The organism is Nocardia rhamnosiphila NBRC 108938 (assembly GCF_000720425.1).
Taxonomy (GTDB): Bacteria; Actinomycetota; Actinomycetes; order Mycobacteriales; family Mycobacteriaceae; genus Nocardia; species Nocardia rhamnosiphila.
Window position 1 is genome coordinate 49,559 of the sequence record NZ_JOAJ01000009.1, and the last position, 13,484, is coordinate 63,042.

General features: G+C 68.3%; 14 protein-coding genes. 6 read left to right on the plus strand and 8 right to left on the minus strand.

Translation table 11 applies throughout. The annotated features are described in order from the left end of the window. Nucleotides 1-45: 45 nt before the first annotated feature. From IG75_RS0126990 to ftsH, 6 genes are all read right to left on the minus strand, one after another. A complete protein-coding gene (locus tag IG75_RS0126990) occupies nucleotides 46-522 on the minus strand; it encodes a DUF3180 domain-containing protein (RefSeq protein WP_030524149.1) in 477 nt (158 codons plus the stop codon). A 157-nt stretch (nucleotides 523-679) separates the two neighbouring features. After that, on the minus strand, nucleotides 680-1,225 hold the full coding sequence (gene folK, locus IG75_RS0126995) for a 2-amino-4-hydroxy-6-hydroxymethyldihydropteridine diphosphokinase (RefSeq protein ID WP_030524150.1): 546 nt from the start codon (nucleotides 1,223-1,225) through the stop codon (nucleotides 680-682). Beyond that, nucleotides 1,222-1,614 carry a dihydroneopterin aldolase gene (gene folB, locus IG75_RS0127000; RefSeq protein ID WP_030524151.1) on the minus strand — a complete coding sequence of 131 codons (393 nt, stop codon included), beginning with the start codon at nucleotides 1,612-1,614 and terminating at the stop codon, nucleotides 1,222-1,224. Before folB ends, folK begins: the two co-directional genes overlap by 4 nt. Continuing rightward, nucleotides 1,611-2,429, minus strand: coding sequence for a dihydropteroate synthase (gene folP / locus IG75_RS0127005; protein ID WP_051715028.1), 819 nt, complete (start codon nucleotides 2,427-2,429; stop codon nucleotides 1,611-1,613). The genes folB and folP overlap by 4 nt, the downstream gene beginning before the upstream one ends. A 92-nt stretch (nucleotides 2,430-2,521) precedes the next feature. After that, entirely contained in the window at nucleotides 2,522-3,193 is a 672-nt protein-coding gene (gene folE / locus IG75_RS0127010; protein ID WP_030524153.1) for a GTP cyclohydrolase I FolE, read from the minus strand. Nucleotides 3,194-3,269: 76 nt separating this feature from the next. Beyond that, nucleotides 3,270-5,636 carry an ATP-dependent zinc metalloprotease FtsH gene (gene ftsH, locus IG75_RS0127015; protein ID WP_030524154.1) on the minus strand — a complete coding sequence of 789 codons (2,367 nt, stop codon included), beginning with the start codon at nucleotides 5,634-5,636 and terminating at the stop codon, nucleotides 3,270-3,272. Nucleotides 5,637-5,965: 329 nt separating this feature from the next. Here ftsH and IG75_RS0127020 point away from each other — a divergent pair, with 329 nt between their 5' ends. Beyond that, nucleotides 5,966-6,931 carry a hypothetical protein gene (locus IG75_RS0127020; protein ID WP_030524155.1) on the plus strand — a complete coding sequence of 322 codons (966 nt, stop codon included), beginning with the start codon at nucleotides 5,966-5,968 and terminating at the stop codon, nucleotides 6,929-6,931. 134 nt (nucleotides 6,932-7,065) lie between these two features. On the opposite strand, the gene IG75_RS0127025 is transcribed toward IG75_RS0127020, so the two are convergent. Next, nucleotides 7,066-7,539 carry an RrF2 family transcriptional regulator gene (locus IG75_RS0127025; protein WP_030524156.1) on the minus strand — a complete coding sequence of 158 codons (474 nt, stop codon included), beginning with the start codon at nucleotides 7,537-7,539 and terminating at the stop codon, nucleotides 7,066-7,068. An 89-nt stretch (nucleotides 7,540-7,628) separates the two neighbouring features. Here IG75_RS0127025 and IG75_RS0127030 point away from each other — a divergent pair, with 89 nt between their 5' ends. Next, the gene (locus IG75_RS0127030) at nucleotides 7,629-8,378 is read left to right on the plus strand and encodes an SDR family oxidoreductase (RefSeq protein ID WP_030524157.1); all 750 of its coding nucleotides are present in this window, start codon (nucleotides 7,629-7,631) and stop codon (nucleotides 8,376-8,378) included. Nucleotides 8,379-8,420: 42 nt separating this feature from the next. On the opposite strand, the gene IG75_RS0127035 is transcribed toward IG75_RS0127030, so the two are convergent. Then, nucleotides 8,421-9,236, minus strand: a complete 816-nt coding sequence (locus tag IG75_RS0127035) for a DUF1266 domain-containing protein (protein ID WP_030524158.1) — start codon at nucleotides 9,234-9,236, stop codon at nucleotides 8,421-8,423. Nucleotides 9,237-9,339: 103 nt separating this feature from the next. On the opposite strand from IG75_RS0127035, the gene IG75_RS0127040 reads away from it, so the two are divergent. From IG75_RS0127040 to IG75_RS0127055, 4 genes are all read left to right on the plus strand, one after another. After that, complete coding sequence (locus IG75_RS0127040) at nucleotides 9,340-9,594, plus strand: DUF2277 domain-containing protein (RefSeq protein WP_030524159.1); 255 nt, start codon at nucleotides 9,340-9,342, stop codon at nucleotides 9,592-9,594. A 123-nt stretch (nucleotides 9,595-9,717) separates the two neighbouring features. After that, nucleotides 9,718-11,316 carry an aldehyde dehydrogenase family protein gene (locus tag IG75_RS0127045; protein WP_030524160.1) on the plus strand — a complete coding sequence of 533 codons (1,599 nt, stop codon included), beginning with the start codon at nucleotides 9,718-9,720 and terminating at the stop codon, nucleotides 11,314-11,316. After that, complete coding sequence (locus IG75_RS0127050; RefSeq protein ID WP_030524161.1) at nucleotides 11,306-12,142, plus strand: SDR family oxidoreductase; 837 nt, start codon at nucleotides 11,306-11,308, stop codon at nucleotides 12,140-12,142. Before IG75_RS0127045 ends, IG75_RS0127050 begins: the two co-directional genes overlap by 11 nt. 410 nt (nucleotides 12,143-12,552) lie before the next feature. Further along, nucleotides 12,553-13,437, plus strand: a complete 885-nt coding sequence (locus IG75_RS0127055) for a LysR family transcriptional regulator (protein WP_030524162.1) — start codon at nucleotides 12,553-12,555, stop codon at nucleotides 13,435-13,437. The last annotated feature ends 47 nt before the right edge of the window (nucleotides 13,438-13,484 follow it).

The following is a 13,484-nucleotide window of genomic DNA, read 5'->3' on the forward strand; positions in this document are numbered from 1 at the left end:
CATCGCCCAGGTCGGAAAGGGCGGGATCGATCACGGCGATCCGACCTACGACGGCGCCGGATCGTCGGTCGGATCGTCGGGGGCCCGGCAGCAGTATTCGAGCCACAGGGCGGCCACGGCAAGGGCGATACCGGCCCCGCATCCGATCAGCGCGCCCGGATAGTCCGCGTCGGCCGCCCGCAGATCCCCCCGCTGCGGGAAGATCCACAGCAGGAACCCGAGCCACACTCCGGCCACCAGCGACCCCACCTGAGCCGAGGCCTTCGCCAGCGCGAGAGCCCGGGCGACGGTGATCGGGTGCAACTGGCGGGAATCGGCGCCGATCTGACTGTTGCTCACCCGGATCCGGATATAGAAGCCGAGGGCGGCCTCCAGAATCGCGACCGGATACAGCGAGGCGCCGGCGATGGTGGAGATCGGCGGGAAACTCGCGTAGGCCAGCCGCGTCGCCACCCATGCGATCACCGCCGCGATCAGGACATTGGCCAGCAATTCCCGGATGCGCGTGGGTTTGAGCTTCATCCCCCCGCCGTCGTCGCCGTCCCCACCACGGCCGCCACCGGCATCCATACGACCGCCCCCAAGAGTCACGGAACGCTCCTCGAAAAAGACACATACGGTCCGCGGAGGCCGCAGCGAAGGCGGAGGTACCGCAGTATCGCAGTATCGCAGTATCGCGTCATGGCAACGTCCTGGCGGCGGGTAGGAGCGTGAATTCCGTGCGCCGCACACCGTCGCGTTCTGCGGGGTCCAGCTCCGCCAGTAGTTCGCGCGCGCCGCGTTCGGTCCCGTCGACGGCCAAGGACGCGTCGGGCTCCACATCCAGCCAGGGAATCAGGACGAACGCGCGGTGGTGCGCCTGCGGGTGCGGCAGGGTGAGTTCGGGATCGGTACTGCGCAGGACATTCAGTCCGGTGCCGGCCCGCTCGGCGCAGGTGACGATGTCCACGTCGAGGGTCCGGGCACCCCAGCGCACCGCCCGCTCGCGCCCGGCGGCCTGCTCCAACCGCTGTCCGTGCCGGAGCCAGGCACGGCAGTCGTAGTCCGGGTCCTCGGCCACCAGCACGGCATTGAGGAAATCGTCCTGCTCCACCCCGCCCCACGGCGCGGTGGTGTAGACGGGTGATACGGCGCGCACCCGCGCACCGAGCCCGGCGACGACACTGCGCAGCAGTCCGAGCCGATCTCCCTTGTTCGAACCGATCGAGAGCACGGCACGCGTCACGGCGACCCCTGCTCCCGGCGGCCCGCGGTGACGACCCGCACATCGGCGAATTCGTGCGGGATGGGCGCGGCCGGTTTGTGCAGCACCACCTCGACATCGGCGACCCCGGGCACTTCGCGTACCCGGTCGGCGATCTCGGTGGCGACGGTTTCGATGAGATGCCGCGGCGGACCCGCCACGATCCGCACGGCCAGCTCCGCGAGCGCGCCGTAGTCGACGGTACGCGTGAGATCGTCGGTGGCCGCCGCGGCGCCGAAATCCGACCAGACGGTCAGGTCCACCACGAATTCCTGCCCGTCGAGGCGTTCGTGCTCGAAAACTCCGTGCCGGCCGAAAACCCGCAACCCCCGCAGCTCGATCCGGTCCGGGCCGGGTACCGGTGCGCTCACCGCGGCGTTCCCGGCCGTTGCGCGCGACGCCAGGCGTCGGTCACGGCGAGGGCGTCCTGCGAACCACGCACATCGTGGACCCGGACACCCCAGGCACCGTGCCAGGCCGCGAGCGCGGAAACGGTAGCGGTGGCGGTTTCCCGGCCGGCGGGCGGGCGCGGGCCGGCACCGTCGGCCAGCAGCGACCCCAGGAACCGTTTCCGCGAAGCGCCGATCAGCACCGGAAACCCGTCGGCGACAAAGCGGTCCAGGGCTCCCAGCAGCGCCCAGTTGTGTTCTGCGGTCTTCGCGAATCCGAGACCGGGGTCCAGGATGATCCGGGCGGGATCGACACCCGCGTCGATCGCGTGCCGCACCTGCATTCCCAGCTCGGAACGGACCTCGGCCACCACATCGTCGTAGTGGTCGGCCGGCCCGGTGTGCCGGTAGTCCGACGCGGCCCGCCAGTGCATGAGGATCCACGGGATATCGGCAGCGGCGACGACCGCGGCCATCGCCGGGTCGGCGCGGCCGCCCGAGACATCGTTGATCACCGTGACCCCGGCCGCGACGGCTGCTTCGGCAACCCGGGCCCGCATGGTGTCGACGCTGGTCGGTATCCCGGCCGCGACCAGCCCGCGCAGCACCGGCACCACCCGGTCGACTTCGGTCTCCACCTCGACGCGCACGGCGCCGGGCCGGGTCGACTCACCACCGACATCGATGATGTCGGCGCCCAGCTCGTAGAGCCGGATACCGTGCTCGATCGCCCGCTGCGGATCGAGATAGCGGCCACCGTCGGAAAAGGAATCGCTGGTCACGTTGACCACACCCATCACGACACAGGAGCGGCCCGGGCGTGGCTCCACGCCGGGACGCGGCCGCACGCCGGTGAGGGTGGGTACTGCCACGGCCGTGCGCTGGTCGCTCACTTGCGCAGGATCAGGTCGAGGGCCTCGGCGCGCGAGGCCGAGCTGGTCTGCAGGATTCCGCGGACGGCCGAGGTGGTGGTGCTGGCGCCGGGTTTCCGGATACCGCGCATGGCCATGCACAGATGCTCGGCCTCGACCACCACGATCGCGCCGCGCGGATCCAGTTTCCGCATGACCGCGTCGGCGATCTGACTGGTGAGCCGCTCCTGCACCTGCGGACGTTTGGCATAGAGGTCGACCAGCCGGGCCAGTTTGGACAGCCCGGTCACCCGGCCGTGCGGGCCCGGGATATATCCGACATGGGCGACGCCGTGAAACGACACGAGGTGATGTTCGCAGGTCGAGTACATCGGGATATCGCGCACCAGGACGAGTTCCTGATGCTCCTCGTCGAAGGTGGTGTTGAGGACCGCGTCCGGTTCCACGTACAGCCCCGCGAACATCTCCCGATAAGCGCGGGCCACCCGGGCGGGGGTATCGAGCAGCCCCGGCCGGTCCGGGTTCTCGCCGACCGCGAGGAGCAGTTCGCGCACCGCCGCCTCGGCGCGCGGCTGATCGAAGCGTCTACCGGTGTGCAGCGCGACCAGCTCCGCGGCGGGCTCGCCGCTCTCACCCAGCTCGGCGGGGATATCGGCCGTGTAGCCGTTGGTCTGCTGATCGGTCGACATTCGAGGACACCTCCACATCTCGGGCCCGGCAGTACACACCGGGCGCCGAACCCCTCCGAGCGTAATCGGCGCCGGTTTACTGCCGACCGTTCGGGCTGTCCCAGGAGGAGTGCGGGCCACCATGTCCGGAATCCTCACCGGAGCCGTAACCGGATTCGTCGGGCCCGCGGTCGTGCGCGGGCGCCTGGTCGGGATGCGAGTACCGGGGCTGTTCCTGCCCGCCGCTGTAGCCGCGGTCGGCAGGCGGGGCCTGCGGATCCTCGCGCGGCGGCCATCCGGGCGCCGACCAGCCGGCGGGGGCGCCGTAGTCCGGCCGGGAGCCGTGTGTGGCGCCGCGGGGATAGCTGGGAGCGGGCTGCGCCGGCGCCGGGTAGCCGCTGGGCGGCCGGCCGTAGCCGGGCTGCTGGACCGCGCCACCGGGGAAGCCCGCGGGCTGCGGCACGCTCCCGGCGGGCGCGGGGTCGAGCGGGCCGACGCCGGCGGGGACGGCGGGTTGCGGAGGCCACGGTTCGCCGCGTTCGGCGGCAAGCTCACCCGGAGTCTTGACCGGCGGTTTGTCCGACGGCACGCGATCGCCGAAATCGTTGAACGCGGTGATCCGGGGCCGCTTCTGCACCACGCTGAGGATGGTTTCCAGATCCTTGCGGTGCAGGGTTTCGCGTTCGAGCAGCGCGGTCGCCAGATCGTCGAGCACATCGCGATACTCGCTCAGGATCGCCCACGCTTCGGTGTGCGCGGCCTCGATGAGATTGCGGACCTCGACGTCGATGGCGCCGGCAACCTCGTGTGAGTAGTCCGAGGAGGTGCCCATGGAGCGGCCCAGGAAGGGATCGCCCTGTTCCTGGCCGTACCGCACAGCGCCGAGCCGGGCGCTCATACCGTATTCGGTGACCATCGCGCGGGAGATCTTGGTCGCCTGGTCGATATCGGAGGATGCCCCGGTGGTCGGCTCGTGGAAGACCAGTTCCTCCGCCGCACGTCCGCCCATGGCCATGACCAGCCGGGCGATCATCTCCGAGCGGGTCATCAGGCCCTTGTCGTCCTCGGGCACGGTCATCGCGTGCCCACCGGTGCGGCCGCGGGCCAGGATCGTCACCTTGTAGACCGGTTCGATATCGGGCATCGCCCAGGCGGCCAGCGCATGGCCGCCCTCGTGGTAGGCGGTGATCTTCTTCTCGTGTTCGCTGATGATCCGGCTCTTGCGGCGCGGGCCGCCGATCACCCGGTCGACCGACTCCTCGAGTGCGTCACCGGTGATGGTGGAACCGTTCTCCCGCGCGGTGAGCAGGGCGGCCTCGTTGATGACATTGGCCAGATCGGCGCCCGACATACCGACGGTGCGCTTGGCCAGACCGTCGAGATCGGCTTCCGGGGAGATCGGTTTGCCCTGCGAGTGGACCCGCAGGATGGCGCGACGGCCGGCCAGGTCCGGGTTGCTGACCGGGATCTGCCGGTCGAACCGGCCGGGCCGCAGCAGGGCGGGGTCGAGGATATCGGGGCGGTTGGTCGCGGCGATCAGGATGATGCCGGTGCGATCGCCGAAGCCGTCCATCTCGACCAGCAACTGGTTGAGGGTCTGTTCGCGTTCGTCGTGACCGCCGCCGAGTCCGGCGCCGCGCTGACGGCCGACCGCGTCGATCTCGTCGACGAAGATGATGCAGGGGCTGTTCTGCTTGGCCTGCTCGAAGAGGTCGCGGACGCGGGAGGCACCGACACCGACGAACATCTCCACGAAATCGGAGCCGGAGATGGTGAAGAACGGTACGCCCGCCTCGCCGGCCACGGCACGCGCGAGCAGCGTCTTACCGGTGCCGGGGGGGCCGTAGAGCAGGACGCCCTTCGGGATCTTGGCGCCCAGCGCCTGGTAGCGCACCGGATTCTGCAGGAAGTCCTTGATCTCGTAGAGCTCTTCGACCGCTTCGTCGGCACCGGCCACATCGGCGAATGTGGTCTTGGGCATATCCTTGGACAGCTGTTTGGCCTTGGATTTCCCGAAGCCCATCATGCCGCCGCGGCCGCCGCCCTGCATGCGCGACATCACGAAGATGAACAGGCCGAGCAGGATCACCATGGGCAGCACGAACAGCAGGATCTGGGTGACCCAGCTCTCCTGTTTGACCACCGTGTTGTACTGGGCGCCCGAATCCTGAACGGCCTTGAAGATCTGGGCCGAGGTATCGCTGCCGCCGGGATACTTTGCGATGATCTTGTCGGCGCCCTGGGTGGCGTCGTTCCCGTTCTTCAGTTCGATCCGCAATTGCTGTTCGCGGTCATCGATCTGAACGTGGGCGACGTTCTCCTTGTCGGCGAGCTGGCTGATCGCCACCGACGTGTCGACGTTCTGCCAGCCGCGGGTGTCGTTGCCGAAGTAACTGAACAGATAGATCACGAGCAGAATGCCCGCGATTATCGCCAGGGTGCGAAACACTGTCTTGCGGTTCATAGAGCGTCGGCCGGGCGGCCAGTCCTTTCAGGCGTCTCCGCGTTTTGCCTAGCGATGCGTCGTTCTCGGGCGGCGCAACCCGCATCCGTTGCCGCCCGGTGGGCGGATTCGGGTGCGGACATGCCACGTTACCGCGTACGGTCTAGTCGAAACATCGCGCTTCCTGACTCGTCGCAAGCCAGTAGTTCGGCAGGTGATGCAGTTCAAGAGGTAAACGGCCGGAAAACCACGGTGGTTCCCGGGGTCGTGTTCTGTGATATCTCGTAGTGATCACAATCATGGCACGCATGTTGGACCGATGATGATCGCGTACGACCCGAGCAGGGGGTATGGACATAGTCGAGTTACGGACACCCACAGCGATCGTGCGGCACGGCGAAGGGCGATTGGTCGTCCTGCGTCCCGGTGCCGACGGCGAATCCGAGAGCGACGGCGAGCGAGTCCTCGACGTCGCGGTGACCGACCTACTGGAGGTGCGACTCAGCCGGCGAGCCGACGACGCGGTGGTCATCGAGATATATCTGCGCTATCCGACCCCCGTGCTGGTCGGCGTTCCGGCCGACCGGACCCCGCTGCCCGTGCTGATCGCCGAACACGATGTACCGGCGGCCGCGGGCATCGTCTCTCGCATCAACGACCAGATCCTGGCCGCGCAGCGGATCGACATCGCCGCTCCCGAGCTGATCGCGCCGCCCACCGAAGAGACCGAGCACGGGCCGGTACGCGCCGATGTGGAGCGGGCGGTACGCCGGATGTCGGCGACCGGGCGGGGCGAGGCCGCGGTGGCCGATCTGGCCGGTTACGTCACCCCCGACGAATACGTGCTGGAAACCGCGAGTGTCGTCGCGCACCCGCCGGTGGGCGAGGACGACCCCTGCCTGCTCACCGTGACCACGACGCGGCTGCTGCTGGTCTCGCTCGGCACCGGCGAGGCGTATGCCCACGAACTGCCGATCCCCGTCATCATGCGGGCCCGCGCCACCGAGGAGGCGGTCTCGGTGGTGCAGGACATCCGGGTGCGGGACCGCCGTCCCCTGGTGGAAGTACACGACGGCAATACGACGATGTACTTCACCGCGATGGATCGCGCCGATTCCGAACGGCTGGCCACCGCGATCAACTTCGCCGTGCGGCTGGTGGCCGTGGACGGTGCGGCCGGTCCCGCAGATCCCAGCGTCGCGCATCTGTACTCGGAATGGGAGCTGCTGGTGGAGCGGCATTCCCTGGGCATGGTCGACGACACCCAGTTCCAGCGGTACGGCCGCGGGATTCTGCGCTCACTTCCGGGCATCTGAGTCACGGCCGGCCGGGCGGGGACCTCCGGAGCGTGGGGCCGGGTATGCGGAGCGGCGCGCGGCCGAGCGGCCGCCACCGGCCGAGTCGGCGCGGCCGCACCCGACGAGCCGGACCGAACCGGTACCGGTTCCGGCTATTGCGACCCCACGAGGCGTCGACGGGTCCGTTCCGGAGCCCATTCGGGTAGCTCGGCGACGAGATCGCCCAGTGAGGTGGCGGCCAGACTCGCCCGCCACGCCTCGTGCGCCTCGGCCATCTTCACGGCGAGCAGGCACGGCTCGCGGCATTCCTCCACGGGCAGTCCGCCGCGACCCTGCTGACGTATTTCGCGGCATTCGTAGGGCGAGGCGCCGCCGTCCACCGCCTCGACGATCTGCAGCAGCGTGATCTCCCGGGCGGGCCGGGCCAGCCGGAATCCGCCCCGGGGGCCCGTGGTGGCGCTCAGCAGGCCGGCGCGGACCAGGGCCTGGAGCTGTTTGGCGAGGTAGGGCGCCGGCAGATCGAAGTACTGGGCCAGCTGCGCCGCCGACGCGGTCGTTCCCGGTTCGAGCTGCGCCAGTGATGTAGCGCAGTGCAACAGCCATTCGGTACTCACCGGCAACTTCATGCCTGCGATTCTATCCAAGATATTGCGGATCTATTTAGTCCGAGATAATGTTCCGGTAGTAGGAGACCACCGCTGGAGGAGACAGCCCCATGACCAAGCGAATCGCCGTCGCCGGCGCCACCGGGAATATCGGAACTCTCACCGTCGATGCGCTGCGCGCCGCCGGCCACGAGGTCGTCCGCATCAGCCGCTCACTCGGCGTCGACCTGCGCACCGGCGCGGGACTGGACACCGCCCTCACCGGCGTCGATGCCGTGGTGGACGCCACCAGCGTCGAAAGCACCGACCGCGACGAGGTCGTCGACTATCTCGGCGGCACCACCCGCAACCTGCTGGCGGCCGAACAGCGCGCCGGGGTGGGACACCATGTCCTGCTGTCGATCGTCGGTATCGACCGAGTGGAGGGCAACGCGCACTACGCAGGGAAGCGGGAGCAGGAACGTCTGGTGGAGCAGGGAAAGGTGCCGTGGACGATCGTCGCGGCAACCCAGTTCCACGATTTCGCCGCGACCGTCACCGGGTGGACCGAACAGGACGGCGTCGCCACCCTCGCGCCGCTGCTCGTCCAGCCGATCGCCCCGGCCGACGTCGCCGATATCCTCGCCGAGGTCGCGACCGGCGCGCCGCAGGGCCGCTATCGCGATATCGCGGGACCGGAACCACAGGACCTGGTCGATATGGCCCGCCGCACCAACGAGGCGCGGGGTCGCTCGGTCCGGCTGGTGCCGACCTGGTCGTCATTGTTCGGGCCGGAAATGGCCGGTAATACACTGCTGCCCGCCGAGCACGCGCGAATCGCCCCGACGACCTTCGACCAATGGCTGGCCACCCAGGGGTAGCTCCCGCGGGCGAGCCGCATCGGTGGCAGTAGCCGGAGTGCGCTACACCAAACCGATGCGGCGCCAGGGGCTGCTCGGGCGGAGCCACAGGCGCATCAGTTCCAGGCGGCGATCGACGCCACCGTCTTTCAGCTCCGCCAGGTCCTCACAGGCCTGCCAATACGTCCAGCCGGTGAGGTAGGCATCGCCGAACTGCCGCCAGTTGCGGTACTTACGCTGGGCCAGCGGAAGCGCCCGGCCCAGGTAATCCCACGCGACATCGGCTTCGATATAGCCGGCGGTGTAGGACATACGCGCCACGGCGACCACCCGCGCCAGATCCCAGGCGTGGATATCGGCCGGCAGGGGACGCGACAGATGGTCGGTGAAACCGATTTTGATCGCCTGGGACCAGATGTCGTAGTCGCGGACGAGGGCCTCGGAATTGTCGATACCGCGGAACGAGGCGACCTGCCGCAGGAAGGCGCGGTGCCGATCGGCGCGTTCGCCGAACCGGTCGCGTTCGCTGGCATTCAGCGAGGCGGTGACCAATGGATGCACCAGGGCGTACAGCGGGGCGTGCATCCCCTCGAGCAGCTGTTCCATGGACGCGCGCGCCTCGGTGCCGTCGGTGATACCCCAGGCCCCGGTGAGGGTGTCGATGGCCAGCTCACGCCGGTCGCCGAGGGGATGGTCGCGTTCGGGCCCCAGCAGGAGCGCGTCATGGAATGCGTCCCAGCGCGCCGAGTAGAAGGCGCCCAGGGACAACGCGCGCAGGCGGTCGTCGTCGATCTGCGCGCCGGACCAGTGGTCCTCCTCGCGCTTGTCGAGCTCCGGATAGGGAAAAGGGGTCGGCGTGGGCAATCCGGCAGCAGCCATACCGTGAGTCTAGGACGCGCGGGCCCCGCCCGGCCCGGGCAACGTATTTTCACATTTGTTCCTTGGCCTGTCACGGGCTGTGTTGCAGCGCTAATGTGCATTCATGTGTAGAAACATCACCGTCTTGCGAGGTCTGGAGCCCGCCGCTACCGAGCAGGAGATCTATGCCGCCGCACTGCAGTACGTGCGCAAGGTCGGTGGCCTGTCCGGGTTGAGCTCGGCCACCAAACCCGCCGTGGACAAAGCCGTCGCCGCCGTCGCCGCGGCCACCACCGAACTGCTCGCCGAATTACCCGACCGCCGGGTGCCCCCGGCAACCGAGCCGCCACTGCGCCGGTTGGCTCGCGAATCCCAATAGATCCCGGCATCGGACACCGCGACCGGGCGCGGTGTCTCGCACAGTGTGTCACGATCGATCCGGTGAGCTGATTCACAATGATCGGCCCCAGCGGTTCCGAGCACGACGCAGTGGGAGAACGCAGTGACCAAAACCGAATCGGGACAACCCGACGCCACGGTGAAAACGGTGGACCCGCCCCGGGACTCGGAGATCCGAGTCCTGAATCCCGCCACCGGAGAGGTGGTCGGCTCGGTACCGGATATGTCCGCCGAGCAGGTGGTCGCGGCCATCGCCGAGTTGCGTGAACACCAGCGCGCATGGCAGGCCATCGGCGCCGACGAGCGCAAGGAATGGCTGCTCAAACTCCAGGACTGGATCATCGACAACACCGAGGTGCTGGCCGACGTCCTACAGTCCGAGACAGGTAAACCGCGGGTCGATTCGCTCATCGACCCGATCTTCGGCAGTGACCTCATCGGCTATTACGCGCGCCGCGCCGCCAAATTCCTCGCCGACGAGCATCCCGCCCCGCACAGCCCGCTGTCCCGGGTGAAACGGCTGACCACGGTATTCGAGCCGTATCCGGTGGTCGGTGTGATCACGCCGTGGAACTTCCCGCTGGCCATGCCGCTGCTCGATGTGATCCCGGCGCTGGCCGCCGGCGCCGCGGTGATCCTGAAACCCTCCGAGGTGACCCCCCTTTCCGCGCTCGAACTCGCCCGCGGCTGGGCCGAGATCGGCGCTCCCCCGGTGCTCTCCGTCGTCACCGGCGCGGGCGCCACCGGCGCGGCGGTGGTCGAGCACGCCGACTACATCCAGTTCACCGGCTCCACCGCGACCGGCCGCCGGATCGCGGCGGCCTGCGCCGCCCGGATGATCCCCTACAGCCTGGAACTGGGCGGTAAGGACCCGGCCATCGTGCTGGCCGATGCCGATCTCGACCGCGCCGCCCACGGCATCGCCTTCGGCGGCATGTTCAATTCCGGACAGGTCTGTATCTCGGTCGAGCGGGTCTATGTGGAGGCGCCCGTCTACGACGAGTTCGTCGCCAAACTGACCGCCAACGTCAAATCCCTGCGACAGGGCCGCGACGATCGCACACCCCGCAACGATGTGGGCGCCATGGCCAACGAGAATCAGGTCGGCATCGTCCAGCGGCATATCGACGAAGCGGTAGCGGCCGGCGCGAAGGTCCTGACCGGTGGCAAGCGGACGGGTGTGGGCACATTCTTCGAGCCCACCGTGCTGGTGGATGTCGACCACACCATGTCGTGTATCACCGAGGAAACCTTCGGGCCGACACTGCCCGTCATGAAGGTGGCCGACGAGGCCGAGGCCATCCGGTTGGCGAACGACTCCGTGTACGGGCTGTCCGCGACGGTGTGGACGGGAGACAAGGCACGCGGCGAACGGGTCGCGCGGGCGTTGCAGGCGGGCGCGGTCAATATCAACGACGTTTTCGCCAACCTGTTCAATTTCGCGCTGCCGATGGGCGGCTGGGGCGATTCCGGTGTCGGCGCGCGATGGGGCGGCCCGAACGGGGTGCGCAAGTACTGCCGGGCCAAGGCGATCACCACGCCGATACTGCCCACCCAGGAACGCGAACTCACCTGGATGCCCTATGACCTGAACAAGATCCTGATCGGGCTCGGCGCCATGCGCGCGGCCGGAGCGCGCGGTATGCGCCGGATCGATATTCCCGCGCTGCTGCGACTCAAGGGAGACAACCGTGGCGAGTAAGACCGAATCCATTCGCGGCAAGGTCGTCGTCATCACCGGTGGCGCCCGCGGTATCGGCCTGGCCACCGCGGTCGCCCTGGAGAAACTGGGCGCCAAGATCGCGATCGGCGATATCGACGAGAAGACCGTCAAGGAATCGGGCACCGACCACGATTTCGACTACTACGGCCGGCTCGACGTGACCGATATCCAGTCCTTCACCACATTCCTCGACGATGTGGAACGGGAGATCGGTCCGATCGATGTCCTGATCAACAATGCGGGCATCATGCCGACCGGGCGGCTGGTCGAGGAAGCCGACCAGATCACCCGGCGGATCCTGGAAATCAATGTCTACGGCGTGATCCTGGGGTCCAAGATCGCGCTGGCGCGCATGCTCGCCCGCGGCAGCGGCCACATCATCAATATCGCGTCGCTGGCCGGCGAGACGCATATTCCGGGTCTGGCCACCTACAACGCCTCCAAACACGCGGTGCTCGGTTTCACCGATACCCTGCGTGAGGAGTACCGGGGCACCGGTGTGGCGTTCTCCTCGGTGCTACCGACGCTCACCCGGACCGAACTCGGTTCCGGGGTGGCGGCGCCGAAGGGCCTGCCCGCGGCGGAGCCGGAGGATATCGCGGCGGCGGTGGTCCGGCTGATCGCCAAGCCCCGGTCCAAGGCTCGCGTCACCCGGGCGGCGGGCGCCATGTCGGTGTTCGTGAATCTGCTGCCGCAGTCGGTGGGGGACGCCCTGGGGCGGTCGATGGGGTCGGCCCAGACCTTCCTCGACGATGTGAACGCCGATGAGCGCAAGGCCTACGAGGACCGGGTCCGGGGAAGCTGACCCGGAGCCGCTGCCGCCGCGCCGCGGTCCGTCACCGGACGGGTCGCGGCGCACCGCCACGAGTCCATCGGGACCCCACCGAAACCCTATTGTGATCAATGTCACTTGACGTACATAGTCGATCACACGGTGGCGCGAAATCGTTTCGCCCGACCGCCTTCGGACCGAACCGGAGCTCCATAGGCCGAGGTGACAGCACGGACTGGACAAACAGCCCTACCACGGCAAACGCGCCGTATTTTACGTCGTATCGCCCGGCCGTCGGCGATGCGAAGAACTGATGATGCACATCACCGCGCCACCCCATAAGCTGTCACTAACAAACCTGCTGACTGTTTCGGACCCGATATGCGGACCCACTGAACAAATTAGGGCTGGAAATTCAGCAACGATTCTGATAGCAAGGTGCTATGGACCCGCATTTGCGCGATCTGCGGTATTTCGTCGCCGTCGCCGAGGAACTGCACTTCACCAACGCCGCCCAGCGGCTGCACATCGCCCAACCGACCCTGTCGCGTCAGATCCGGCAGCTGGAACGTCAGCTCGATGTGGTCCTGTTCGATCGCAACCAGCGCAGTGTCGCGCTCACGGTTGCCGGTAAGGAACTGCTCAGCGGCGCCCGCAAGATCCTGGAGCTCTGGGAAACCACCAACAGCTCCCTGCAGGAGGCGGGCGAAGTCCTGCGCGTCGGCCTGCAGTCGACGCTGGGCCGTGGGCTGCTGCACGATCTCGAGAGCGCCAGTGGCCACCGATTGGCCCTGCACCCCGCCGCCTGGACCGACCCGTCCAGTGGCCTCGCCGGCCGCCAGGCCGATCTGGCGCTGGTCTGGCTGCCCCTGCCCGACCAGAACCGCTACCGCTGGCAGGTACTGCGTACCGAGCGCCGCTGGGTGCTCCTACCGGAGAACCACCCCCGCGCCAATCAGGAAATGATCGATTTCGCGGACCTGCTCGACGAACGGTTCATCGCGCTGCCCGCCGAAGCCGGCGCCATCCGAGATTTCTGGCTCGGTAACGACGCCCGCAACGGCCGCCCCGCCACCATCGGCGCCGAAGCGGCCACCCCCGAGGACCGGCTCGAGGCCGTCGGCCTCGGACTGGGCCTGTGCCTGCTCGCCGAGAACAATGTGCCGATGTACCGCTGGCCCGGACTCACCGCCCGTCCGGTCACCGGTCTCCCGCCGTGCGAGCTCGCGGTGGCCTGGCGCGCCGACGACACCCGGCCGACGATTCTGGAATTCGGCCAGCGGGCCGTGTCCGGCGGCTTCGCGGCACCCCCCGCCATCCCGGCCTGACCCGGCGAAACGAGTCGTGGCCAGGTGGGCGAGCCCACCTGGCCACG

Excerpts from the sequence above, each read along its gene's own strand:
- IG75_RS0126990 (WP_030524149.1), bottom strand. The coding sequence starts at position 522 with ATGAAGCTCAAACCCACGCGCATCCGGGAATTGCTGGCCAATGTCCTG.
- folP (WP_051715028.1), bottom strand. The coding sequence starts at position 2,429 with ATGGGTGTGGTCAACGTGACCAGCGATTCCTTTTCCGACGGTGGCCGC.
- folE (WP_030524153.1), bottom strand. The coding sequence starts at position 3,193 with ATGTCGACCGATCAGCAGACCAACGGCTACACGGCCGATATCCCCGCC.
- ftsH (WP_030524154.1), bottom strand. The coding sequence starts at position 5,636 with ATGAACCGCAAGACAGTGTTTCGCACCCTGGCGATAATCGCGGGCATT.
- IG75_RS0127020 (WP_030524155.1), top strand. The coding sequence starts at position 5,966 with ATGGACATAGTCGAGTTACGGACACCCACAGCGATCGTGCGGCACGGC.
- IG75_RS0127025 (WP_030524156.1), bottom strand. The coding sequence starts at position 7,539 with ATGAAGTTGCCGGTGAGTACCGAATGGCTGTTGCACTGCGCTACATCA.
- IG75_RS0127030 (WP_030524157.1), top strand. The coding sequence starts at position 7,629 with ATGACCAAGCGAATCGCCGTCGCCGGCGCCACCGGGAATATCGGAACT.
- IG75_RS0127035 (WP_030524158.1), bottom strand. The coding sequence starts at position 9,236 with ATGGCTGCTGCCGGATTGCCCACGCCGACCCCTTTTCCCTATCCGGAG.
- IG75_RS0127040 (WP_030524159.1), top strand. The coding sequence starts at position 9,340 with ATGTGTAGAAACATCACCGTCTTGCGAGGTCTGGAGCCCGCCGCTACC.
- IG75_RS0127055 (WP_030524162.1), top strand. The coding sequence starts at position 12,553 with ATGGACCCGCATTTGCGCGATCTGCGGTATTTCGTCGCCGTCGCCGAG.